Origin of the sequence: Bdellovibrio sp. HCB185ZH (genome assembly GCF_047302455.1) — a bacterium.
Taxonomy (GTDB): domain Bacteria; phylum Bdellovibrionota; class Bdellovibrionia; order Bdellovibrionales; family Bdellovibrionaceae; genus Bdellovibrio.
In genome coordinates this window covers 3,679,174-3,702,628 of sequence record NZ_CP178624.1, presented here as the reverse complement: position 1 = coordinate 3,702,628, position 23,455 = coordinate 3,679,174, and the positions used below count along the sequence as shown (strand labels likewise).

Here is a 23,455-nt window from a genome sequence, read left to right as displayed (position 1 = left end):
GAACCAAAATTCCGAAATGACCCGAACACTTGGCTTTATTCCCGTGTTATCTCTGGTCATCGGAACGATACTGGGAACAGGTGTCTTTCTTAAAGCCGCGATCATGTCCCAGTATCTGGGAAATTCCATGTGGGTTTTAATCGCATATGTCGTCGCAGGCCTGCTGTCTTTGGCAGGAGCTTTAACCTACGCAGAGATCGGAATTCTTTTCCCCCGCGCTGGCGGCGAATACGTCTATCTGAAAGAAGCCTTTGGTGAAATGCCGGCTTACCTTTACGGCTGGCAAAGATTCTGGGTCAGTGCTCCTGGCACGATTGCAGCTTATGCCGTGGGAACGGCGACCTTTGCAGCACCTATTTTAAATCTAGATTGGATGGGCGGGCAAAAGGGCTTCGCCATCATCTTGATCGTGGTTTTCTCCTGCCTGAATTGTTTAAATGTGCAACTGAATGGTCGCCTGGCTTCCGTGATGACTTTCTTAAAAGTCGCTATGCTGGTTTTTATTATCGGTGGCGTGATGTTTTTGTCTAAATCAGGCACTCATGAAAATTTGATGGCTTCCGGTTCAGCCTTCCCAGGCTTTAGCGCTTTTGGTGCGGCTTTGCTTGCGGCTCTTTGGGCTTACGATGGTTGGAACAATATGCCGATGGTGGCAGGTGAAATTAAAAACCCATCTCGGAACATCCCTTGGGGATTGGGCCTTGGAGTCTTAGTGATTTTGGGACTTTATGCCTTGATTCACTACTGCTATTTTTATGCTTTGCCTTTTAATGAAGTATTAACTGCAAACTCGAAAGTAAACCCTCAAGCTCTGCCGGTGGCTGCGAAAGTAGCGCAAAGCTTTATGGGCCCTGCGGGTGTGCTTTTCCTAGGGATCGCGATGATGTTCTCGGCGATTGGTGCCATGAATGCATCCATTTTGACTAACGCCCGTGTTCCTTATGCAATGGCGAAAGACGGTTTGTTTGCGACGTCGATGGCGAAGCTTCACCCTAAAACGGAATCTCCTTATGTGGCGATCCTGGTGCAAGCGGTGTTCTCGGTGATCTTGGCTATGTCGGGATCTTTTGATCAGCTGACAGACTATGTGGTTTTTGCTTCGTGGATTTTCTATGCCTTGGTGACAGCTTCCGTTTTCAGGTTCAGAAAAACAATGCCTGATGCTCCCCGCTCGTACAAAACGTGGGGCTATCCCGTGGTTCCAGTGGTGTTTTTGGTCTTAGCGGTGTTGTTATTGATTAACACTCTTTGGACAAGCCCTCAGGAAAGTATGTGGGGCTTGGTCATCATTATGGCTGGTGCTCCGGTATACTATATTCAAAAGAAATACTTCACAGTCGTTCCGCAAAGAGCGACTGAGTAAGTCTAATCCTCTTTCGCACCCGGTTCTGGCTGATTTCTCATATGATCAGCCAGATTCAAAAGTGAATGCAAAAGATCACTTCTCATCGGTTCTTCAATGCCCACATCTTCAAACGCATGAACCATGCAAAGCATCCATTGATCACGTTCAGATTTTCCGATGGCAAAGGGAAAATGGCGCATGCGCAGACGAGGGTGACCGAAACGTTCCTGGAACAAATTAGGTCCCCCCAACCAGCCCGATAAAAACATAAAAAGTTTTTCTTCAGAACCGCGAAGGTTTTCAGGATGCATATCACGAATCGCCTTCACCTCCGGCATCGTGTCCATGATCTCGTAAAAGCGCTGGCAAATCTTCCTCACCACCGGCTCCCCACCGATCAACTCATAAATCATTTTTTCCTGAGACATAGTCCACCGCTCTTAGTTAAATTCGCAGTGAACCTACTATTTAAAAACTATGGGCGCAACAACCTTGAAATATTGGCACAATCTAAGCACCTGCTGGTGGTATACGAAGTACACCCAAAAGCACCGCGCCCCCCAGAAAAGGTTGAAAATATTCGTTTTATCAAGGCGCAAGGAAGAAGGCGTACATCGTACGCCGACAACGCAGCAACGCAGAGAAAACGAATATTTTTAGTTCATTACTTGGATTTCGGCAGTTGCTGAGATTACCTGTCCGTCGCTGGTGTGACCATAAACCGTCAAATATCCGTCTTTAGCCATCTGCCCAAACGGCACAGCACCACATTTCATATTGCAGAATGTCTGAGCTCTCTGCCCCGGGCGGATATTTGCATCCAAACCCAAATCACGAAGCACCTGGCCAGTGTAGGTACAAGCATAACCCGTATCCCCTGTCGTAAATGTCAGGCGAGTGGGGTAAAAGTTTTGACCCGTATTATTCGTCACATAAAGTTCAGAAATACTCACATGAGGAGCTGAAAGATCGTGTTCACGACCCGCATTCATAGCTGTGCAGCTGGTCCCCCGTGCCGGAATTGGATAAAGATGGTTGTTCGTTTCCAAAACGATCGAACCTGCTTGAACGTTAAGGGAAGCTCCTAAAGTCGCCAGTAAAACCAGAATGGATTTCATACTAAATCTCCTTTGTTTACGAAACTAGCTACGTGATTGTGAATTCGCAAGAGCCGATCGATGCGCCAATTTTACAATGTTGAAAGAATAAAATGTTGAATCTCAAGGCGTTATGTTTCACATTGTTTGGCATGAGCAGCGAAAACAAATGTCCTCAATGTGGTTCGGAAAATATTTATGAAGATGGCAACCTTTGGGTCTGCCCTGAGTGCGCCCACGAATGGAGCGCTCATGCTGCTTCCTCGGCTATCGCAGATTCCGAAGATACGGGTGTTAAGGTTTACAAAGACGCCAACGGAAACATCCTCCAGGACGGTGACACGGTGGTGGTTGTTAAAGACCTTAAGATCAAAGGCTCATCCTCTGTTGTGAAAGTGGGAACGAAAGTTAAGAACATCCGCTTACAAGACGGCGGCGACGGTCACGACATCGCTTGCAAAATCGATGGCTTTGGAGCGATGAATTTGAAATCGGAATTCGTTAAAAAGGCCTAAAGCTAGGGCCAAGGAATATACGGAACATCCTGACACAATATTGGCAACGCGTTCGCTTGCAAAGGCGCCGCGAGGGCGTCGAGTTCCGCAAAATCATTTAAAAGTAAAATATGCGTTCTTAAAACTGTGCGCGAAAGAGACTCCGGCGAGAGCATGTTTTTTGCGCGCGCCTTCTGCGCATGAATCGGTGTTAAGGCCGCCATACGACGAATGGATTCCAGAATATGTCGGACCATGCAGTTATAACGGGGCTTCTGCTCCAGATCCTTGATTTGGCTATCTGCGTACTCGGCAATTTCCAAATAGGCTTTGGCTCTGAAGAGTTCTAGTAAGTGAGATTTGATAGTAGCGATATCGGGACGACGATAGTTGTGCAAAGAATCGACGCCTTCGGGATTTCTGGATAAAAACTGCGGAGTTTCTGACATCTCTATCAAATCCTGACACATGATCGGAATCCCCGCCGCCTGATAGGGAGCAGCCCAAACATCGGCAAACGGAACAGCTAGCATCAGCTTACGTTCGATCCAAATCAATTTATCAGAAACGGTTTGTGACTTGCCTTGAGAGAGCTTCATGTAAAGCGGCTTACGCTGTTTATTTAGGGCCATGGCTTCGCGAATATGTTCGGTCATGCAAGGACGTATGTCTTTCGCTCCTGCCCAGGAAAGCACGGGAGCTGAAAGAACACATAAGCTGAGTACCAGAACAGAAAAAGCCATCATCGCCTTTCTATACCATTCCTTAGAGATCCGCTCACTTTACACTCAATCCACCTTGTAATTAAAACTCGGGTGTCGAGAAATTAAACACTCTATTTTCGCAGGCGTCCTACTTCTTAAGGCCATTCATATTGAATTGGCCTTTTTCATTAAAAGGAATGGTAAAGCCCGAAACTTTCGCACTTCCTTGAATTTGATAACCTACGTCCTCGCCGCCCAGAACTTTCGTGATGCCACCAATCGCTTTTAAGAAGTTCACAGGCAGGGGGACTTCGACTTTCGCGGTTTCGCCGGCAGGAATTTTGGCTTTTTTATCAGTGCGAGCTTTCGTAAATTCTTTTCCATCGAGTTGAATTTCGTAAGACATCTCCTCGACATTCAGATCAATTTTGTTGGGATTTTTAACACTTAAAACGAAAACCATCGTCGTCGAAAGAGCTGTCGTATCCTGAAAATAAATCTCCGCGAGATCAATCTCGGGTTTTTGCGCGTAGCGATTTTGCAGATAACTACATCCACTTAAAAATACCATCAGAATAATAACTGCAACATGTTTCATAAAAATCTCCGTGACCGGGTTTATCATGGCAATGATCGGCGCCACTGTCAGCTGTAAAACAACAACATCCTCCCCCATCTTCTTTGCGGAGGGACTTATCTGAGACAAAATGAACTCGGGAGGAAACTATGAAGTATTTATTGGTGTTATTGATGATGTACAGTCCTTCGTTCTCTATGGCCCACGATCACGAAGAAACGAATGATGTGAAGCCCGACCAGAGAGAATCAATGGATCAACCTCAGCAAAAAATGGATTCTCAAATCGGAAAGAATCGCGTGGGACCTGCACCTACGAACAAAAAAGCTAAAAAACCTTTCGCCAGCAAAGAAGAAAAAGCCAAAGACGATAAAAAATCAGCCTACTAAATGCTCCGAGAGGGCTTATGTCCTAGAATACTGGAATTAGCCCTCTCGGCGAAACTGCTTTTATCTTCTATACAGAAGCGAACGGCGCAGTTTCGAAACCTATTATTCAATACGAAGCGGAATATTCACCTACTCTTCTTCGTCTTCCATCATACTGCTCCCAGATTTTCTGGAAGAGTTTAGATTAGAAGTTCCTTTGCGTGAACTTGAGCCAGAGTTGATGTCTCGACTGCTGGTTCCTGCTTTTTTATCAACGTTAAAGGAGCTATCGCGTGTGCTGCCAGCGCTACGACTGCTACTCGAACTTGATTGTTGTTTTGAGTTTGTGTCACGGGTTGCCATAAATGCCTCCGTTCCTATTTGAGTTCATCATAGGCCTATTTTTTGCCAGTGGAGCATTTTCCAAGACGAAGGTGCCAGCAGTTCTCTGTCTTCGCCCAGAGAAATCAGATAATTTTCCCGATTTCCTATGAGTAAATACAAAACAGGTTTTGCGTCAATTGGAGTAAAATTGGATTAGGGGGTGAGCTATGCTAACCACACCTTTTGCAAATGAGAACTGGGAAACAGTTAAATCCATGGTCCACCGTCGCTGGAATGAAATTTCCGACGAGGAATTAGATGCCACTCAAGGCGATGAATATGCCGTAATTGATTTACTCGCCGAAAAATATCATTGGGAGCATGAGGATGCGGAATCCCGTTTCGAAGCCGCACTCGCCGAAGAAGACAATCAATTCCACGCCGTCGACGAAATCCGCCGCGCCGAAATCCGCTTCGAATCCGACGGCGGCAGAGTCGTTCCCCGTTTTGAAGATGTTTACGGAGATTTGACGGAGATGAAGTCGGCTTCGGAGGAGAAGCATTGATTCAATTATTTAATACTCCGAGCTCTTTTGCTCTTTTTTGGAAGAGAGCTTCATTCCATTTACCGTTACCGCGCACATCTTTAAAGTCCCTTAAAATATCGGCACCTACAGCAGGACTCTTCTGACAAAAGTACAGTGACTCTGCTGCCATCAACTCAATAGCATCATCAAAAGTTTCCAGATTTTGCCGATATTCCTTTGCTCGACTCATCCGTTCGCACGCTTCATCATTTTTTCCTTCCGATGCTAGCACCGCAGCTTCATAATAAAGACTCCATTCATTCGGGCTTTTACTTAACATTTCCAGTTTTTGAATATTGTTGAAAGAAGGATTTAAATAAATAACTTTGGATAACACAGAGTTTGAGTTTCTATAGGAGCCTTTGACAAATTTATCCGCAGTCTTAGCCACTTCAAATGCAGACAAGGGACGATTCTGTTCAAGCAGCATGCCGGCATATTCAATTGCTGTCTTTGCCGAGGGCTCGACCTCAAAGGCCATTTCCCAAAGGGCAAAATCATTGTTCCAAGCTTTCGCCAAGAAATATGAACGCGTGGCAAATAGTCCCGCAAGGAAAATACCAAACGACACTCCAATAGTTCGCCCTTTACTGGAGAGTCGCAGATCATATTTTTTAAGTGCCAGTGCAATGAGAATGAAAATACAAAAAGACGAAAAAAGAAGGTAGTTATCGAATAGAAATCCATTTGTTAATCGATACGAAACAGGAAAAACAGCTAAGAATGCTCCCGCAATCCAAGTCCAACGTTGGGGAATTTTAAACAGCCAAAGCGAAGCGATTCCTATTACAAGGAATACTAGACCGAAAACAGAATAGTATGAGTAAGGGTAGTGATCTCCCGCACCAGTTTGGATGGGGCAGAGAATTTGAAATATCATCCGTCCAATAATCCATATCTTCCAAAAGACCGTATTAAATTGGTCGGAAACATACCTAGCAGTTGAAGCAGTCTGCAAATACTGCCCGCTGTAATATGCATTATTGCAATACGCGGCAAAGAGTCCGCTCAGTCCCAGACCGACAATAGCTATTAAATTTGGTATATGACGAATTTTGATTTTTACACCATTTGTATAAATAAGAATCAAAGCAAAAAGCGGCCACATAATGTTAATCGGATGTGAAAATAAGGCGAGAAGATACAAGGAGACGATGGCCACGGCTATACCGAACTTAATTTTTAATTCGTTTCCCTTTCGGATTTCCATCAACAATACAAGTGTTAATCCTAGGGTGAATGAAAAGCTCAAAAGATGCTTTCTAGCCGTCAGCCAAGCAATGGAACTTACAAATAGAGGATTAAAGGTGAATACCAATCCTAATAGGACGGACCATACTATCGGAATTTGGAGTATTATTAAACTTGCAAAAAAAAGAAGTGCGACGCTAAACCAAATTACCAGATTTCCTGAATGATGCGAGTTAAGAAAATAGGAAAAGTCTCGCACCGGCTGTACGTCGTATATTTCATTTTTTTCTTTTAGAGATAGATAGTCCCGCAAAGAATGAACCTGCTCCATCGGAGCAACCACTTGGGGATCATCATAACGTAATTGATGGCTATCAAACACTACTGGCGAAAATACTAAGAGCAAAAATGAAAGGGTTCCTACTGCGTAACAGAAAAAGATCTTCTTCATTACTTGATAGTAGGAGACCACGTTTTTTTAGCCAAACAGTTTCTTTCCTGAGGAGCTAACTTTCAAGCCCTTTTCTTTAGCAATTTCGCGAAGTAACTTCTCTTCATCTTTACCAAGTTTGTCAGGAAACTCCACGCTAACGTGGTAATAGATATCTCCACGGCGACTCCCTCGTAACGACGGCAAGCCTTCCCCTGACAACTTTACGTTGTCGCCATTTTCGCAACCTCTAGGAATTTCTAACGTAGCCTTGCCTGTCACAGTTGGGACTTCAACTTCGCCACCTAATAGCATTTGAACATAAGAAACTGACAAATCACCGATCAGGTCATCGCCGCGACGTTCGAATTTGTTGTGTGGCTTCACGCGAATTTCTACGTAAAGATCTCCAGGCTGCCCCCCCATATATCCGCCCTCACCTTCAGTTGCTACACGAAGACGTGTTCCAGTATCCACACCAGGGGGAATATTCAGACGTATTTTTTTATGAACGGAAGTGCGTCCCTTACCCTTACATGGCTTGCAGGGATTTTTGACGACGGTTCCTTGACCGTGACAAGTTGGACAAGTTGATGCCATTGCGAAAAAACCTTGGGAACGAACGACCTGACCGGAACCACCGCAAGTATGACATGCTTCTGGAGTTGAACCTTTTTCTGCACCCGATCCATTGCATGTTTTGCAATTTTCATCAGTATCAAACTCTATTTCTTTTTCCAGACCTGAAAGTACATCCTTCAGAGTGATCTCTGTGACATAGCGAAGATCAGAACCGCGGCGTGGTTCATTGCGGCTACGACGCTGTTGACGTTGTCCACCTCCACCAAATAAATCTCCAAAAATATCACCGAAATGGGAAAAGATATCTTCCGCATCCTGGAAGCCTGCTCCCCCGCCGCCTCGACTTGTAAAAGCATCATGACCAAAACGATCATATTGAGCTCTTTTTTGCGTATCACTCAAAACTTCGTATGCCCCGGCAGCTTCTTTAAACTTTTCCTCAGCATCTTTGTTACCCGGATTTTTATCGGGATGAAATTGCATTGCCAGCTTACGATAAGCTTTTTTGATTGTGTCTTGATCTGCGCCTTTTTCGACGCCCAGAATTTCGTAAAAATCTCTTCGAGCCATGTGCTTCCACCATTAACAGAGTGCGTAATTTTCAATGACTAAAAATATGGTGGTTCCGTGGGATTCGTCAAATGACTTATGGAAAAATTAGATGATTAATCAGTATTTTTAGCTTTCTAGCGAGTAGTCCACCCCTGTCGACCTATTTATCCGACTTCATATCGCGTATTTTTTGTTCGAGGCGTTCAATCAATTCTTTATCTTGGCCCGAAGCCTTCATTTCTTCCAAAAGCTTTTCAGCCAGCTCAATATTGCCGGAATCACTATATAAACGGCCCGCCAATGTTCTTGTCCAGGGCGGTGCTCCATTATTAGCAGCTTGAATGAGAAGATCTGCAGCTTTTTTCGAATCTTTGACTTCGTATAAATAATGATACGCGGCTCTGTACAATATGGGCCAGTCTTTCGGAAATGCCGCCACCGACTTATCAAAGATTTTGGTGGCTCCCTCAATGTCCGTGATTAAAATAGTTAGTGCAAGCCCACCGACAGCGTAGGCAATTCGAAACTTGGGCGACAAATTGGTCGTCGTATCAACCATGTGATAAACCCAAGAATTATTCCTACAAGTGTTTTTGGCAATTGCCTGTTCACAATAGTCTAAATCTTGTACCAACCTAACCCATAAAGAATCCGCCATAATTTCGCCATAACCGAACGTAAATCTCTCGAGCATCGGAGGAGGAGCTATAAACGCATTTTTGTGGCTGTTTAATGATGAAGAATAGAATTGCGAAAACACGATCAATACAAATGCAAAAATCCCAAGCATGATACTTGGGATTTTATATGTAACAAAATTAAGATCTTTTTCGGAAACTCTCATCAGACTTCGTACTATGGAATACCGTTGGTAGTATTAGTCAAAACTTTGTTCGTATCCATTGTCCAGATGTCACCACCCGTGCGCGAACTGTGAATTACCGCAGTTGCCCCCGCAATGAATGTCGAAGCTGTAGTAGTCGCAGATCCCGGAATAGCAATGTTATTAACTGCGCCAGTAGCGCCACGAAGCAAAGTACAACCAACAGTTGCCGCAACTGTACCAGTTGTACCGCAATAGTTGAGTGTATTAAAGGTAATTGAAGCAGGAGTACCATTGTAACCATTCGTATTATTTGCAGTAGTACCTTGTGCAGCAAAACCGACGTTGTAACGCAATTGACCTTCAGGTGAGTAACCTACAGCCGCAAAACGAGAGTCAAAAACAGTATACTCAGCATAGAATGCTTTTTCTGAAGTATACAATGAAGCCAAGTTTGTCTTTGCTTCTGATTGACGCGCTTTCGCGATGTATTTGTTAACTGCTGGTACTGCGATCGCAGCCAACACACCGATGATCGCCACAACGACCATCAACTCTACGAGCGAGAAGCCCGCTTGGGACGTTCTAGTAGTTCTTTTCACTTAAGACCTCCATTAGTCTTTTTATTTTTTATGAAACGTTTTAACTGACCTATTGCTTATCGACATAAGTGTGTCAAAGCTGAAACACGAAATCAAGTCCTCTTAACCAAAGTGACTTCATGGAAACTTATTTTTGTTTTCTGATACAACTTGAGTTATGAGTGAAAATGAGACGCGACTTTACTCTAGCTTTTTATTCTCTCCTAGACTTGCCATCATCAAAATCGTGCCCATTGTGAGACAAGGAGTAGAATAGATCCATATGGCAAATGATAACGGAAATAAAAACGGTAACTATCCATATTCATCACCGGAGGGAGAAGCTGGGGTCCAGCTCGTCCCAAAACTAGACACTCCGAAGATGTATAAAGTGATTCTATTAAACGACGACTACACTCCAATGGATTTTGTCGTTCTTGTATTGCGTCGGTTCTTCGCAAAATCAGAGGAAGAAGCGACCAAAATCATGTTAGATGTACATAAGAAAGGCGCTGGTGTCGCAGGAGTCTATAGTCTAGAAATAGCTGAGATGAAAGTGATGCAAGTAAATCAATTCGCCCAACTTAATCAGAATCCCCTTAAGAGCACACTGGAGGAGGAACCATGATGAGCCGCGAGCTTGAACGCAAGTTAGCTGAAGCCACAGAACTCGCTAAACGCAATCGCCACGAGTTCGTAACCCTTGAACACATCCTGTTGGTGCTGTCCGAGTCCCCAGTGATGGTGGAAATCCTGGAAGCCTGCGCGGTGAACGTGCAACGCCTTCGTCAGGATTTGCGCGAGCATCTGAAAGTGGGCATCCCACAAATCACGGATGAACAACTAGGTTCCTATGGCGGATTTGAATCCTGGAATCCAGAATTCACTCTTGCCTGCCACCGCTTGATTCAACGAGCCGCCATTCAAATGAAGAGTGCGGGTCGAAATCAAATCAGTGAAGGAAGTCTTTTGATATCCTTGTTCTATGAACAAGACAGTCATGCAACTTTCGCCCTTGCTCGCCAAGGACTTACCCAGTTTGATATTATTAATTATGTTTCTCACGGTATAACGAAAGATGGAAAAGAGCACGATGGGCCTCCGTCTGCCGCCCCCCGTTCGAGCGAATACAATCAAGAGTCTTTTGAAGAGGGCCGCGGTTCGCCGTTGGAAAGTTTCTGTGTAAACTTAAATGAAAAAGCCAAAGCCGGAAAATTAGATCCCCTTATTGGCCGTGAAGACGTGATCGAACGCGCCGTTCAGGTCCTCTGCCGTCGCACTAAAAACAATCCTTTGCTTATCGGCGAGCCTGGAGTCGGAAAAACGGCCGTCGCCGAAGGTCTAGCCCAAAAAATCGTAGCCGGTGAAGTTCCAGAAAAATTGAAATCTGCAGTGATCTATTCACTCGATCTTGGTGGGTTGCTTGCGGGAACTAAATTTAGAGGAGATTTCGAGGGCCGCCTTAAAGCCGTCGTCAAAGAAATCGCTAAACGTCCTCACACGATCCTATTCATCGATGAGATTCATACGATCGTTGGAGCCGGCGCCACAAGTGGTGGCTCCATGGATGCTTCGAATCTTTTGAAACCTGCTCTTGCGAATGGCGAGATCAGCTGTATCGGCTCGACGACCCATCAGGAGTATCGTCAGTATTTTGAAAAAGATCGCGCCCTGAACCGTCGTTTTCAAAAAATCGATATCAACGAGCCTACTAATGAAGATTGCATTCGCATTCTGACTGGACTTCGTAAATCTTATGAGGACTTCCATCATGTGAAGTATTCAGATGCAGCTTTGCGTGCAGCGGTTGAATTGTCGCAAAAGCATATCCACGGAAAACTTCTCCCCGACAAAGCCATCGACGTCTTGGACGAAGCCGGAGCACACTTCCGTTTAAAAGACAACACGACCCAAGAAATCAGTATTGATACGGGGGAAATCGAAGAGACTATCGCTAAGATGACTGGCCTTCCGATTGCGACAATTTCTTCGACTGAAAAAACTCAGTTGCGTGATTTGGATAAAAAAATCAAAGCCCTTATCTTTGGTCAAGATGATGCCATCGACCGCTTGGTTGCCAGCATCAAATTTGCTCGAAGTGGCTTGGGCCGACCGAACAAACCTATCGGTAGCTTTTTATTCACCGGCCCAACGGGGGTTGGTAAAACCGAAGTCTGCCGCCAGCTCGCACAAATCATGGGAGTTCATTTCGAACGCTTTGATATGAGTGAGTACATGGAAAAACATGCGGTATCTCGTTTAGTTGGAGCGCCTCCGGGTTACGTGGGGTATGAAGAAGGTGGTTTGTTAACGGAAGCCGTGAGCAAACACCCCTACTGCGTTCTTTTACTCGACGAAATTGAAAAAGCGCACCCGGATATTAACAACATCCTGCTGCAAGTAATGGATGCGGGTCGCCTGACTGACAGCAATGGCCGTGTGGCTGACTTCAAGAACGCGATCATCGTCATGACTTCTAATGCGGGTGCTGCAGAAACAGCGCGTGGAACAATCGGGTTGGTTGAAGAAAATCGCAGCCTTCTTTCGATGGATGCGATCAAAAAGACTTTTGCTCCTGAGTTCATCAATCGCTTGGATGCAGTGGTTTCTTTCCGTGATCTTTCTGATGAAATGGTTTTGAAAATCACTCAGAAGTTTGTGGATGAATTGAAAATGGTTCTTCTGCAGAAAAAAGTGGAAATGAATGTCTCTCAAGATGTCATCAGATGGTTGATGAAAAAAGGCTTCGACAAAGTGTATGGTGCCCGTCCTCTGGCAAGAACCGTCGACGAACATCTGAAAAAAGCTTTGGTTGATGAACTTCTCTTTGGCCGCTTGGTCGATGGAGGCCGTGTCAATGTGGAGCTCGACAAGGACATTTTGCGGTTCCAATTTAGCACCACTCCCAATGGTGGACAGGGTCAAAAGAATCAAAAGCAGCCAGTTACAACGTAGTCGCTTTAGCCACCTCTTCTTAACAGATTTGAAGAGGTGCGCATATTGACAATTCCTAGAGAGATATCAAAATTAAAGGTGTCTCTTAAAGGAGTTAAAAATGTCTTTTTTTAAAAGAATCGGATTATTCATTCTGACCAACTTGATGGTGATGGTAACCATCGGGATCGTCTGGTCAATCATCAGCAGCGTCTTTGGGCTGAATAAACTGAATAACTACATCCCGTACATGATGGTGTTCTGTGCTGTTTGGGGTATGGGTGGTGCTTTCATTTCTTTGATGATGTCCAAATGGATGGCAAAGATGTTCCATGGCGTTCAAGTCATCGAACCGAACAATCAAAACCCACAGCTTCGCCACTTGGTAAACACCGTTCATGATATCGCTCGCCGTGCGCAACTTCCAAAAATGCCGGAAGTGGGTATCTATGAATCAGCTGACATCAATGCTTTTGCGACAGGCCCTTCGAAATCAAATTCTTTGGTAGCTGTTTCCACAGGCCTTTTACAAAGAATGAATGAGAAGGAACTTGAAGGCGTCCTTGCTCATGAAGTTGCCCATATCGCGAACGGTGACATGGTTACTATGACTTTGATCCAAGGTATCGTGAATGCTTTTGCGATGTTCTTCTCTCGTATTTTGGCAAATATCGTGGCCTCAAACGTAGATGAAAAACTTCGTGGCATTGTTCACTTTGCCGTGGTTATTATTGGCGACATCGCGTTTACATTGCTAGGATCATTCGTGGTGAACTACTTCTCTCGCAAAAGAGAATTCCGTGCGGATGCTGGGGGAGCTAAATTTTCTTCACGCGAGAACATGATTGCAGCCCTTGAAAAGCTACGCACGGTTTATGATCTGCCAATACCTCCAGAAGAAGGTCAAACAGCGACGCTGATGATCTCTAACCGCGACAAAGGTGGCTTGGCTGGACTTATGATGACTCACCCACCGCTTGAAGTTCGTATCGAAGTGCTTCAACGCGGCGGTCGTCTGTAATTTTCAATTTCTTTGCTTACGAGGCATGAACGGGCTTAAGCTTATTTCATGCCTCGTTTATTTATTGCCCTCTCATTTCTTTCAGTTCTTATGGGTTGCGCGACCACCTCGCGCCAAGACACTCGCCTTGAAAAAAGATTGATACCGCAAGACAACCCGGAATGGGTTCGCCTGTATCTTGAGGCCGCAGAAAAAAAAGTATCTGCTCCGAAAATTGCCTGTGCAAATTTCAAACTGCTTTCCGGCCTTCAAGACTTCCCGATTAAGGACTTGGCGTTGCTTCGTGCTTACGAAGTCTGCCCTGCGAACGAGAAACTCAGTACACTTCCTGACAGCATCAATTCCTGGTATTCGGATCTTTCTGCTGATATTAAACTTAAAGAATCTGCTGAGACGCCTGATTTGAAAGATGATTTGGATGCTTACTTGGCAAAAGCGGCGGTCGAAAGTAATAAAAAGAAAAAAGAAGACTATCTTCAAAAGGCTCTTGCCACTGCGAAGAAACTTGATTCCCAAGAATATATCGCAGAAGTCCAAGCTCAGCTTTACAAAACGTCTCCCCGCTTAAATCCAAGTCCAGCGTTTAAAGATTTGAGCGCTGTCGCGATGGATTTCCGATTCAATCGTGATTTTGATGAAGCCCTTGGCGTATACAGAAAGATACTTTCTTCCAAAGAAGCATCGACCGAAGATAAATTTCAAGCGACAAAAAATGTACGTATGACCTACAAGGTGGCGCAACGTCGTCAAGAATACATCAACGCCACTTCCGAGCTTGTGAACACAACAAAGAAACAATATCAGCAAAACAAAAAAGACCGCCGAGCATTAGCGCGCTATCATGATGCTCAAGTCTTGCTGGCACGCACACTGTGGACGGAAGATCAGACCTCCCTAGCGGTGAAAACTTTGACTGAAACAAACCGTCAATTGCGTGGACTTTATCCAATGGACGAAGTTTACTTCATCCAAGGTCGCATTGAAGAAGAAAAGGGTCGCTTTGAAAAAGCTCTGGAATTCTATGAAGAGAGTTACAAGCAGCCAATCAGTCAGGCCGGGCTTCGCGATAAACTGGCGTGGCTGAAATCGTGGAACTATTATAAATTGCAACGCTACGAAGAAGCGACCGCAAGCCTGCAACAAATGCGTGATACGGTAAAGGATCCTGCTGATAAAATGCGCGCAAAATTCTGGCTGGGCCGGGCCTTGAAGAACTCCAACAAGACGGTTGAATCAACTGCAGAGCTCGAAAGTCTCATTCAAGAAGATCCATTAGGCTATTATGGGATGATGGCTTATCGCGAGCTGAATCGCGAATATCCAGCGATTAAATCAAGCTCTCAGGATTCGTCTGGCGCGACGGTTCTTGGGCTCGACGAACTTCAAGGACGACTACGCCTACAAATCGAATGGTTGATTGCTGTGAACGAAAAACCGTTTGCCGAAAAAGCTTTGAATCAAGCCTCTGACGATCTAAAGAAAGCCGGAATCACGTCTGAAAAAACTTGGCTGACGATGTTTTCAGCTTATGCTCGCGCCGGTCTTTACATGCCCCTTTTCTCAACTCTCGGATCCTTGCAACCCGAAGTTAAAGACCGCTTGCTAAACGATCATCCGGATTTGCTGTTTCCTCAACCCTATCGTGAAATCGTAGCCAGTGCCTCTGAGAAAAGCGGCATCCCACAAGAGTTCATCTATGCGATCATTCGCCAAGAGTCAGCGTTTAATCCTGAGGCTCGTAGCCCTGTTGATGCTTTTGGTTTAATGCAGCTACTACCGAGCGTATCTAAAAATTTGGCAGCCACCTATAAGCTAGAGTACAAAGAGGCTTTAGATCTTTATAAGCCAGAGATCAATATTCCCTTGGGAGCATTCGAACTTAAGACTTTGATGAAGAAGTATAACAATCAGTACATTCTTGCGGTGTCTGGTTACAACGCGAACGACTCCGCCATTCGCGGGTGGTTAAAAACTCGGTTCCGCGTGGATGCGGTCGAGTTTATCGAAGAAGTTCCTTACGAGGAAACTCGTGCGTATATCAAACTTACGATGAGGAATTTTGTTTTCTACAAACGTCTACTGAATGCAAATCAAAATACAAAATATCCCGAAGAACTTTTGACTTTAACGAAATAGGAAAGCGCTGGCGGAACTTGCAGTTCAAATTAAAGCCGATATACTTTGTAAATGAATAAAATTCGTGTCAGTAGAGCCAGCATTTTCTATTTCCTTACTGTGTTCATCGTTGCCGTCGTTTATGTAATTCATGCACCTCGCACAGTCCAAACAGGTGATAGTGGCGAACTTACTGCAGCTGCATATAGACTTCTCGTTGCTCACCCACCAGGATATCCGCTTTGGATTTGGCTCAATCACTTATGGATACATTCTGTCTCCTTTGGAACGGTGTTTTTTAACTTCTCGTTACTGAACATTCTGATATCTATAGCGACCCTATGGGTTTTTGGTTCTTTTACTAAGTCTCTCCCCCTCAAGGTTTTAGGTATGCTATCATTGGGCCTGAGCACAGTTTTTTGGCGCTATGCTCAAATACCTGAAGTCTTCGCTCTCCACTTACTGCTTTCAGTTCTAACAATCTGGGCGGGAATCTCATCCAAAAATATAACAGGGACAAAAATCCCTGTTGCTGCCGGATTGATGCCCTTATTTTTTTCATTAGGAATAGCGCACCATCAAACAATTATTTTTTTACTTCCATTTGTGTCCTGGGTTTGCTGGAGATACCGGAATGTTAAATGGCTTTATGTAAGCATTGCGAGCGGCATGGTAGTGTGTGTGGCACTATATAGTTCAATGCTTGCGATGCATCCTACTCATTTGTATTCCTGGGGGAACTTGCAGAATTTGGGGGATGTCTGGGATCACTTTCTAAGAAAGGAATACGGCACCTTCTCCTTACAACATCAAACGCATGAAAATGCGATACTATTACAAATACGGCTGTTCATAATTAATTTATTTCAAGCTGTCTGGGCTTTAGCTGTATTAGGTCTGATAACAATTTTCCTCTGCAAAAGGGCTTCTAAACAAATAGTTTGGCATCGTTATCAAACATTCATAGCGTGGTCTCTTGCAGCCTATGTCTTAGTCTTCATACCGATGATGCAAACAGCACCAATAAACTTTTTCGCGGAAGTGAGCGAACGATTCTTTATCCTGCCGATACTTTTAACCGCGATTCTTCTTTGCACTTTTATTGACAATAATTTTGAATTTATGTCAAAGTCACGCGTCTGGTCGGTCGGACTATTGGCTTTGAGTTTCTCCTTAAATAGTTACACGACCAATTCTCGCTACAATGACCTCTCAGACAATACAATAATCGAAGATTACGCCATAAATATTCTTAATATCACGAGTGAATTTAAAAATCCGATTTTATTTAGCTCAATGGACACCGAATTTTTCTCAATTCGATATGCGCAGTTGGTCGAAAATATTCAACCGAAAACGCTGGTGCTTCTGCGCATTTTTTTTGGAACTGAGTGGTTTGTTCAAAAAGGAATACCTCAGATTAAAAATTTTAAGTATAGCTATGAAGAGCAAAAAAGGAAATCATTCCAAATCACTCTGGATGATATCATTCTTCCTAACTTGGATAACTTCACTTTTATCACAACTGACGATGAGTTCCCCCCTGAGGCGGCGAAGGTAACTTTTTTGCCCCTGGGTTTTTTGATCACGCAGGGGGCCGGCATTGATTTCTACAAAACAAAATACACCCCCCAATTTAGATCAGACCTTTCAATAATCGATACCTCTCCTTATTTGTTCAATTCATATAGAGGCATTTTTTCACGATATACATACTACTTTGCCGTAAAAGGACAAATGGAGGCGAAACAAGGAAAGGCTCTGCAAGCAATTGATTCTTTTGAGCGAATTCTGGGTTTAGCACCATACACTTATCAAGCGCTAGAGAACCTTTGTAAGTTGAAAGAAAAACTAAACATAGCGGACAAGAAATGCTCTATGAGGGAAGAATTTAAGGAATACTTTGACTATTATCGCTACCACAACATTAAACGTTAAGGCCAATCACAATCCGTCGAAGTTCCCGCGGAACTCACATCCGGGACTTCGATGGGAGCAATATCCTGATTCGTCAAATCAGTCACCGTTGCATCACCGGCAGTTAACTGCAAACGCAAGCTTGTCGCATCCATCTGGCGCAATGGAAAGCGAACGGTTTTAGGTGAAACTGTTCCACCCGTGACGGTTGCGACTAGTTCATTTTCTTGAGACGGAGTTTCATCGCCACCTTCAGCTTCCCAAGTTCCCGTCATTTCACAAAGAGTTGGTACACCGTTCACGATCTGCACGGATTGATACGTAAACTGACTGCCATCGGCTTTCAAAAATATCTTGTTATATATAGATAGAGACTGTCCGTTCAAGGTTACTAGACCGTCCTGCCGATCGTGGTAAGTCACGTCGCTGCTTAAGCTGCCAAAGTCAGCGGAACCACTGGCGCCCCCTGGTTGATAGTTACAGGCACCCATAAAACCACAAAGCATCAACAAAAATGAGTATTTCATATTCACCTCATCGGTCGAGCTGGACTCACCTTTAATTGTCTCACTTTGAGGCGGCGCTTTCTACTACACCTCGACTGAAATCTGCCGATAAGCCCATTGGAGAAAGGGGATTCTTCATGTTTTCTCGCAAGTGGTTGTTAGCATCAGGTGCTGTCGGCGTGATCTTCTTTGGCGGTCTGGGTGCATACTTATATTTCTCAGATGCCTCCTCCCCTTCACGCACGCAAAGCTCCAGCAAGTTCAGCAAAAAAGACGGACGTCTTTTTGAAACTTCTAAAATCACTTCACAAACAGATACTGTTGAAGATGAACCGAGCGCTTTATTCAATGACCCCGCTATTTCCCAAGCCTGGGGCTTGAAAAAATCAGACGCCGCTCGCGCCTGGTCTGTTACTCGTGGCAGTAAAGACATCGTAGTCGCTGTTATCGATACTGGCATTGATGAACACCATGAAGACTTAGATAAAAATCTTTGGATGAATCCTGGCGAAACTGGTAAGGACGCTCAAGGCCGCAACAAAGCCACCAATGGAATCGATGATGACGGCAATGGCTTTGTGGACGACGTTCATGGTTGGAACTTTGTATCTAACAATAACAAACTCGATGACAATCACGGTCACGGTACTCACATCGCAGGGATCATTGGCGCTGAAGCCGGAAATGGTAAAGGGATCACCGGAATCGCTCCTGAAGTCAGCATCATGGTTTTAAAATACTATGACCCGAAAGTTCCAAACACAGACAACCTAAAAAACACAGTCGCAGCGATCAAGTACGCCGTAAAAATGGGTGCTAAGATCATTAACTATTCCGGTGGCGGGACGGAGTTTTCTCAAGAAGAACACGACGCCGTTCAAGAAGCGGAAAAAGCAGGAATTCTTTTTGTCGCAGCAGCCGGTAATGAACGCTCTAATTCCGACCAGCATCACTACTACCCTGCAGACTATAAATTGACGAACATCATTTCTGTTACAGCGATCGATCCGTCAATTCAGGTTTTAAATTCTTCGAACTATGGTGTGGAAACCGTTGATATTGCAGCCCCAGGGCAAAACATTTTGTCTTGCTTGCCCGGGAATTCTTATGGGTACATGACTGGAACGTCACAAGCTACAGCGTTCGTAACAGGCGCTGCCGTATTAGTGATGGCCAATAAGCAAGGAGCCTCGACTGCAGTTGAGGCCAAAAAGTACATCCTGGCAACTGGAGATGCACAAACTCAACTCGCTTCCAAAACCCGCACTTCCCGTCAGCTGAATCTTTATAAAGCTCTGACAATTTTGGATCAGGGAGTTTCGGCTTCAGGCATCATAACCGTGAATGTAGATAGCATGAAAAAGCTAGCAGAAGATCCTAATGAGGCGCCAGCGGGTGCAGCAGTCAATGACGTGAGCAGATTTGGCCGTTCGCTTCTAAATGCCATTGGCAACAAGCCTAGACCAAATCGCGTAGGCACCAAAAATAGTGATGCCGATAGTCTATAGCATTCGTTAGCAAAATACTATCTTTAGTCCTGATTCCAGTTGGAGATGGAGAACATTGGCTTAACCTGTAACAATGTGTAGATGAGCTCTCCATGTGCATCAATTCTTCTCGTCATCGTCAATTACAACCAGAACCAAGAAATCGCGGGGTTTCTTTCGGACGTCATACAACATTGGCCTCAGAATCAATCTGTGGTTGTCGACGACGGTTCTTACGATGATTCTCCAGATATTGCACAACAACGGGGATTCAAAGTTTTAAGACATCTAAAAAATCAAGGTGTAGGCGCAGCTATCCGCACAGGCATCTTGTACGCACGAGAAAACAAATACGAAGCTGTACTAATTATGTCTTCAAATGGTAAAATGGTTCCATCCGAAATACACACGGTTGTATCACCGCTTTTAAACAAAAAAGCAGATTACGTGACCGGTTCGAGATTTCTAAATGGGAATCGCTCTCCAGGATTGACTTTGTTTCGCCGTTTATCGATTCCAATTTTTTCATCCATTTGCACGATACTTTTAAAAAGAAGATTCTCTGATATCACATGTGGTTTCAGGTGTTATAAGATCGACTTTTTATTCAATGAAACCTGCGATATCTCTCAAGAATGGCTTTCCCGATATGAACTCGAATACTATATTCACTATTGGGCTTGTGAAAACCGCCTTAAGATTGCGGAAGTACCTGTTACAATTAAATACAATCATTTGCAAAGTAACAGAAAAAGCAAGATACGCCCGATAATCGATTGGTGGTCGATGATAAAGCCTCTCTTCTTCCTTAGGTTAAAACTAAAAAAATGAACCGTATTAAGTTAGGGCTCATACTTGCTTGCATAATATTCACGGCAGTTATCTTCCCGCAAAGATATCTTGCAATGGACGCCGGAGTTTCAACAAGCAGTGCCGATTATGCAAATCATTTAAACATTAGCGAGCATGTTCGCTCAATGGATATTTTCCCCAGCTTTTCGGAAAAACAGATCGGCATGCACGCTGTTTCAAAGTATTTACCAATTTATCATGGACTTTTAGGGTTTCATCTTCTGGCCAGATTTGCAGAAACGTTAGGAATCCCCCTCCCAGGTGCTTATTCCCTTATTATGGATTTATCACTTCTATCTATTCTGATAATTTTTTTATTTATCGCTTTGGATCGATTTCAAAAAAAATATTTCATTGAAATCTGCCTGGGATTTCTGGTCTTGTTCACCTACTTCCTAAGCTATTTTATGGAAGGAATTAACTTAGCTTTTTTCTCTCAGCTACTTTCACAGGCCCTGTTTACTATCACAATTTATTTGCTTTCAAACAAATACATTAAAACAGCTCTTTTTACTGGTTTACTTGCCACCATCACCTATCCAGATTTTCTTATTTGGACTGCTCCTATTCTCTTATTAGCGAAATGGAATAAATATTCTTTTCTAAAAATACCTTTAACTTTCCTATGGCTATTAATTTTGTGGCAACCCTTCCACCGTAGCAACCTGGCAGGACCTGTAGTAACTTCTCCTTCCTTCGTTGCACTTTCGATTTTATTCATTGCTATCTTTTATATGGAAATTCTAAAAACAAATAGAGCAATGGCTATCTCTTCATTGGCATTCGCTTCCTATACGGTGTTTTTGTTTGCCGCTAGCACCAAATTGTTTACGCCAAGCTATTACGCTTCTAAACTTGCTTCTTTTTCCTATCTATTGATTCCCTATTTACTGCTTCACACCAGCATCCTATCGAAACCAGCACACCGAGTATTTATAGTCGTGGCCACCGTAGTGCTCTGCTTTGAGTTTACTGGCAGTGATTCTTGGCCTGTTAATTTACGTTCTATTTCTACTTTTAGTAACGCCGACTATCTTTCAGGCAGAAACATTATTGCCGAAATTGAATCTTCTGTTCTCAATCAGAATTGCTCAAGATCCACTACCTATCCTCTAGTTTTTGAGACAACGACAAATCACTTTCTGAAAGTCGCAAACTTAGGAGGTATGCTAACAAACTACGATATCTATTCAGGCAATATTAGATCTACTTCGTTGAATGAGTTCTTCTCTGGCACGACACTAGGCAGCCTGATGACCATGACGAACTCGGCCCTGACTTCGAACCCGTCAGTTTGGATTACCTCAATAGAAAAGGGACTTCAAAATGGGCGACTGCATTCAGACTTTTGCCTTGCTATCCCACCGGAGAGCTCAAGTTACTTTGCAAAAAGTCAGTATTTTGAGAAACTTTATGAGGGAGCAAAATTTGTCTATTTCAAGCCTCAGAAACGTTAAATATGCCAATCAAATACATCCGACTGCAATCATCGATGAAAGCGCTGTGCTTGGTGAAGGTAATTATATTGGTCCGTTTTGCATCATCGGTAAAGACGTAATAATTGGAAACAACAATAGACTTGAAGCTCATTGTTCCATAGGAACTCCTCCTGAACACAAAGATTTTTGGCACGGAACTTTCAAGTCTGTTGAGGTTGGGGATAACTGCATTATTCGCGAATACGCGACCGTGAATTCAGGTACAATTAGAAATACTATGATCGGTAACAACGTCAGCTTGCTACACGCTAGCTATGTCGCTCACGATTGTGTCGTTGGAGATAACGTTACACTTTCGGGGAATGCAGCCATGGGCGGTCATTGCACCATTTTTGAGGGTGCAAACATTGGCCTCAACGTCTCCATTCATCAATATAGTTTTGTTGGGCATTACTCCATGATTGGCATGGGAACCGTGATTACCAAAAAAAGTCTAATCGAACCAACGAAAACTTACGTAGGTAATCCAGCTCGATTCTTAAAAGAGAATCAACATGCGATTAAGAAAAACAATCTTAATATAAAAGATATCGAGAGATTCAATAGAGAGTTCCACGCCGCCCTGTCGGCACGGAAGAAATAAAAAAGGCAGTCCCAAGACTGCCTTTTTTATTTTTAATCCATGAAATCAGAAAGCGAAAGTCGTCCGCGGATCATCACGATCAGGCCGACCGCCATACAAGACAGAGCCACGCCAACTCCGACGAGGTTGCGGTGCCCAAGGCTTAACATGCCCCAAAGAATCAAAAGACCGCTTAAAGCAAAAGGACCGATGTAAACCCATTTCATCCATTTTGGACGATCGGCATTTGCCGGGTTTTCAACTTTCATTGTCGATTTTTGCGAGATTCCCACCATCATCATGCTGTTAATACGTGCGATCATTTGATCACAAAGCGCATCTCCACCTTGAGCGGCTTTAATCTCTTCGTACTTCATCATCGCAAAACGGAAAGCATCGAGCTCCCCACAGCTTTTGATGAAGGACTCATGAAGGCTCATGTCTTCAAAGTTTTCTAAAACATTTTTCCATTTGCGAACCAAGCTTGGTTGGGCACGCAAACTGGAATCTTGAGGAAGACCTTCCAAACGCTCAAAAAGCACATGACAAGAATAGCACTCCTGCGCGCGACGACCGTTCAAAGCTCCACATTTTGGGCAAGATTTCATTTCTTGGCTCTGCACATGTTCAGCCGTGGGCTCAACAACTGCACTCACCATTTCTTGCTTGAAGGAAGCTAAAAGCTCCTCAGCAGTCAATCTTTGGTTTTGCTCTGCGTTGGGAGTACTCTGCCCCGGTGTTGCTACCAGGAAAGTTACCACTTGGCTGGCATCCACCGGAGGATAATCGAAACCGAAACGATTGTCACAAGAGATGCACTGAAATACCGGAGTCTCCGAGTGAATATCTTCACTCGCAACTTCGTACAACTTAGCGCATGATGGGCATCGAACTTTCAATTTCACGT

At 44.0% G+C, this 23,455-nt stretch carries 24 protein-coding genes; 13 read left to right on the top strand and 11 right to left on the bottom strand.

What is annotated here, in order from left to right; all coding sequences use genetic code 11:
- The first annotated feature begins 16 nt into the window (after positions 1 to 16).
- The gene (locus ACLSU7_RS17965) at positions 17 to 1,363 is read left to right on the top strand and encodes an APC family permease (protein WP_413293271.1); all 1,347 of its coding nucleotides are present in this window, start codon (positions 17 to 19) and stop codon (positions 1,361 to 1,363) included.
- Positions 1,364 to 1,365: 2 nt separating this feature from the next.
- Here ACLSU7_RS17965 and ACLSU7_RS17960 read toward each other — a convergent pair whose 3' ends face one another.
- Both ACLSU7_RS17960 and ACLSU7_RS17955 read right to left on the bottom strand, forming a co-directional pair.
- On the bottom strand, positions 1,366 to 1,773 hold the full coding sequence (locus ACLSU7_RS17960; protein ID WP_413293270.1) for a group II truncated hemoglobin: 408 nt from the start codon (positions 1,771 to 1,773) through the stop codon (positions 1,366 to 1,368).
- A 228-nt stretch (positions 1,774 to 2,001) separates the two neighbouring features.
- Complete coding sequence (locus ACLSU7_RS17955; RefSeq protein WP_413293269.1) at positions 2,002 to 2,463, bottom strand: hypothetical protein; 462 nt, start codon at positions 2,461 to 2,463, stop codon at positions 2,002 to 2,004.
- 131 nt (positions 2,464 to 2,594) lie between these two features.
- On the opposite strand from ACLSU7_RS17955, the gene ACLSU7_RS17950 reads away from it, so the two are divergent.
- Positions 2,595 to 2,957, top strand: a complete 363-nt coding sequence (locus ACLSU7_RS17950; RefSeq protein ID WP_413293268.1) for a zinc ribbon domain-containing protein YjdM — start codon at positions 2,595 to 2,597, stop codon at positions 2,955 to 2,957.
- Between the two features lie 2 nt (positions 2,958 to 2,959).
- On the opposite strand, the gene ACLSU7_RS17945 is transcribed toward ACLSU7_RS17950, so the two are convergent.
- The gene (locus tag ACLSU7_RS17945) at positions 2,960 to 3,682 is read right to left on the bottom strand and encodes a hypothetical protein (RefSeq protein ID WP_413293267.1); all 723 of its coding nucleotides are present in this window, start codon (positions 3,680 to 3,682) and stop codon (positions 2,960 to 2,962) included.
- Positions 3,683 to 3,788: 106 nt separating this feature from the next.
- Positions 3,789 to 4,238, bottom strand: coding sequence for an LEA type 2 family protein (locus ACLSU7_RS17940; RefSeq protein ID WP_413293266.1), 450 nt, complete (start codon positions 4,236 to 4,238; stop codon positions 3,789 to 3,791).
- Positions 4,239 to 4,366: 128 nt separating this feature from the next.
- Between ACLSU7_RS17940 and ACLSU7_RS17935 the strand changes: the two genes are divergently transcribed.
- On the top strand, positions 4,367 to 4,606 hold the full coding sequence (locus tag ACLSU7_RS17935; RefSeq protein ID WP_413293265.1) for a hypothetical protein: 240 nt from the start codon (positions 4,367 to 4,369) through the stop codon (positions 4,604 to 4,606).
- A 129-nt stretch (positions 4,607 to 4,735) separates the two neighbouring features.
- Here ACLSU7_RS17935 and ACLSU7_RS17930 read toward each other — a convergent pair whose 3' ends face one another.
- Positions 4,736 to 4,948: a hypothetical protein gene (locus ACLSU7_RS17930; protein ID WP_413293264.1), complete on the bottom strand. Its 213-nt coding sequence runs from the start codon at positions 4,946 to 4,948 to the stop codon at positions 4,736 to 4,738.
- 188 nt (positions 4,949 to 5,136) lie between these two features.
- Between ACLSU7_RS17930 and ACLSU7_RS17925 the strand changes: the two genes are divergently transcribed.
- Positions 5,137 to 5,475: a hypothetical protein gene (locus ACLSU7_RS17925; protein WP_413293263.1), complete on the top strand. Its 339-nt coding sequence runs from the start codon at positions 5,137 to 5,139 to the stop codon at positions 5,473 to 5,475.
- A 1-nt stretch (position 5,476) separates the two neighbouring features.
- On the opposite strand, the gene ACLSU7_RS17920 is transcribed toward ACLSU7_RS17925, so the two are convergent.
- From ACLSU7_RS17920 to ACLSU7_RS17905, 4 genes are all read right to left on the bottom strand, one after another.
- Positions 5,477 to 7,138: a hypothetical protein gene (locus tag ACLSU7_RS17920; protein WP_413293262.1), complete on the bottom strand. Its 1,662-nt coding sequence runs from the start codon at positions 7,136 to 7,138 to the stop codon at positions 5,477 to 5,479.
- Positions 7,139 to 7,165: 27 nt separating this feature from the next.
- Positions 7,166 to 8,269: a molecular chaperone DnaJ gene (gene dnaJ / locus ACLSU7_RS17915; RefSeq protein WP_413293261.1), complete on the bottom strand. Its 1,104-nt coding sequence runs from the start codon at positions 8,267 to 8,269 to the stop codon at positions 7,166 to 7,168.
- 142 nt (positions 8,270 to 8,411) lie between these two features.
- The gene (locus ACLSU7_RS17910; protein WP_413293260.1) at positions 8,412 to 9,095 is read right to left on the bottom strand and encodes a tetratricopeptide repeat protein; all 684 of its coding nucleotides are present in this window, start codon (positions 9,093 to 9,095) and stop codon (positions 8,412 to 8,414) included.
- Positions 9,096 to 9,106: 11 nt separating this feature from the next.
- Positions 9,107 to 9,676 carry a type IV pilin protein gene (locus ACLSU7_RS17905; protein WP_413293259.1) on the bottom strand — a complete coding sequence of 190 codons (570 nt, stop codon included), beginning with the start codon at positions 9,674 to 9,676 and terminating at the stop codon, positions 9,107 to 9,109.
- Positions 9,677 to 9,938: 262 nt separating this feature from the next.
- Here ACLSU7_RS17905 and clpS point away from each other — a divergent pair, with 262 nt between their 5' ends.
- The 5 genes from clpS to ACLSU7_RS17880 all read left to right on the top strand — a co-directional run bounded on the left by clpS (position 9,939) and on the right by ACLSU7_RS17880 (position 17,663).
- Positions 9,939 to 10,283: an ATP-dependent Clp protease adapter ClpS gene (gene clpS, locus ACLSU7_RS17900; protein WP_142700932.1), complete on the top strand. Its 345-nt coding sequence runs from the start codon at positions 9,939 to 9,941 to the stop codon at positions 10,281 to 10,283.
- The gene (clpA, locus tag ACLSU7_RS17895) at positions 10,280 to 12,610 is read left to right on the top strand and encodes an ATP-dependent Clp protease ATP-binding subunit ClpA (RefSeq protein WP_413293258.1); all 2,331 of its coding nucleotides are present in this window, start codon (positions 10,280 to 10,282) and stop codon (positions 12,608 to 12,610) included. Before clpS ends, clpA begins: the two co-directional genes overlap by 4 nt.
- A gap of 100 nt (positions 12,611 to 12,710) precedes the next feature.
- Positions 12,711 to 13,610 (top strand): protease HtpX, encoded by a 900-nt coding sequence (htpX, locus tag ACLSU7_RS17890; protein WP_413293257.1) that lies wholly within the window; start codon positions 12,711 to 12,713, stop codon positions 13,608 to 13,610.
- A 48-nt stretch (positions 13,611 to 13,658) separates the two neighbouring features.
- On the top strand, positions 13,659 to 15,746 hold the full coding sequence (locus ACLSU7_RS17885) for a transglycosylase SLT domain-containing protein (RefSeq protein WP_413293256.1): 2,088 nt from the start codon (positions 13,659 to 13,661) through the stop codon (positions 15,744 to 15,746).
- A gap of 51 nt (positions 15,747 to 15,797) precedes the next feature.
- Positions 15,798 to 17,663, top strand: coding sequence for a protein O-mannosyl-transferase family (locus ACLSU7_RS17880; RefSeq protein WP_413293255.1), 1,866 nt, complete (start codon positions 15,798 to 15,800; stop codon positions 17,661 to 17,663).
- On the opposite strand, the gene ACLSU7_RS17875 is transcribed toward ACLSU7_RS17880, so the two are convergent.
- Positions 17,660 to 18,169 (bottom strand): hypothetical protein, encoded by a 510-nt coding sequence (locus ACLSU7_RS17875; protein ID WP_413293254.1) that lies wholly within the window; start codon positions 18,167 to 18,169, stop codon positions 17,660 to 17,662. The genes ACLSU7_RS17880 and ACLSU7_RS17875 overlap by 4 nt on opposite strands.
- A 116-nt stretch (positions 18,170 to 18,285) precedes the next feature.
- On the opposite strand from ACLSU7_RS17875, the gene ACLSU7_RS17870 reads away from it, so the two are divergent.
- From ACLSU7_RS17870 to ACLSU7_RS17855, 4 genes are all read left to right on the top strand, one after another.
- Complete coding sequence (locus tag ACLSU7_RS17870; protein WP_413293253.1) at positions 18,286 to 19,656, top strand: S8 family peptidase; 1,371 nt, start codon at positions 18,286 to 18,288, stop codon at positions 19,654 to 19,656.
- Positions 19,657 to 19,737: 81 nt separating this feature from the next.
- Complete coding sequence (locus tag ACLSU7_RS17865; RefSeq protein ID WP_413293252.1) at positions 19,738 to 20,466, top strand: glycosyltransferase family 2 protein; 729 nt, start codon at positions 19,738 to 19,740, stop codon at positions 20,464 to 20,466.
- Positions 20,463 to 21,944: a hypothetical protein gene (locus ACLSU7_RS17860; protein WP_413293251.1), complete on the top strand. Its 1,482-nt coding sequence runs from the start codon at positions 20,463 to 20,465 to the stop codon at positions 21,942 to 21,944. Before ACLSU7_RS17865 ends, ACLSU7_RS17860 begins: the two co-directional genes overlap by 4 nt.
- Entirely contained in the window at positions 21,916 to 22,569 is a 654-nt protein-coding gene (locus ACLSU7_RS17855; RefSeq protein ID WP_413293250.1) for a UDP-N-acetylglucosamine acyltransferase, read from the top strand. Before ACLSU7_RS17860 ends, ACLSU7_RS17855 begins: the two co-directional genes overlap by 29 nt.
- A gap of 32 nt (positions 22,570 to 22,601) precedes the next feature.
- Here ACLSU7_RS17855 and ACLSU7_RS17850 read toward each other — a convergent pair whose 3' ends face one another.
- Entirely contained in the window at positions 22,602 to 23,453 is an 852-nt protein-coding gene (locus tag ACLSU7_RS17850; RefSeq protein WP_413293249.1) for a hypothetical protein, read from the bottom strand.
- Positions 23,454 to 23,455 lie beyond the last annotated feature (2 nt).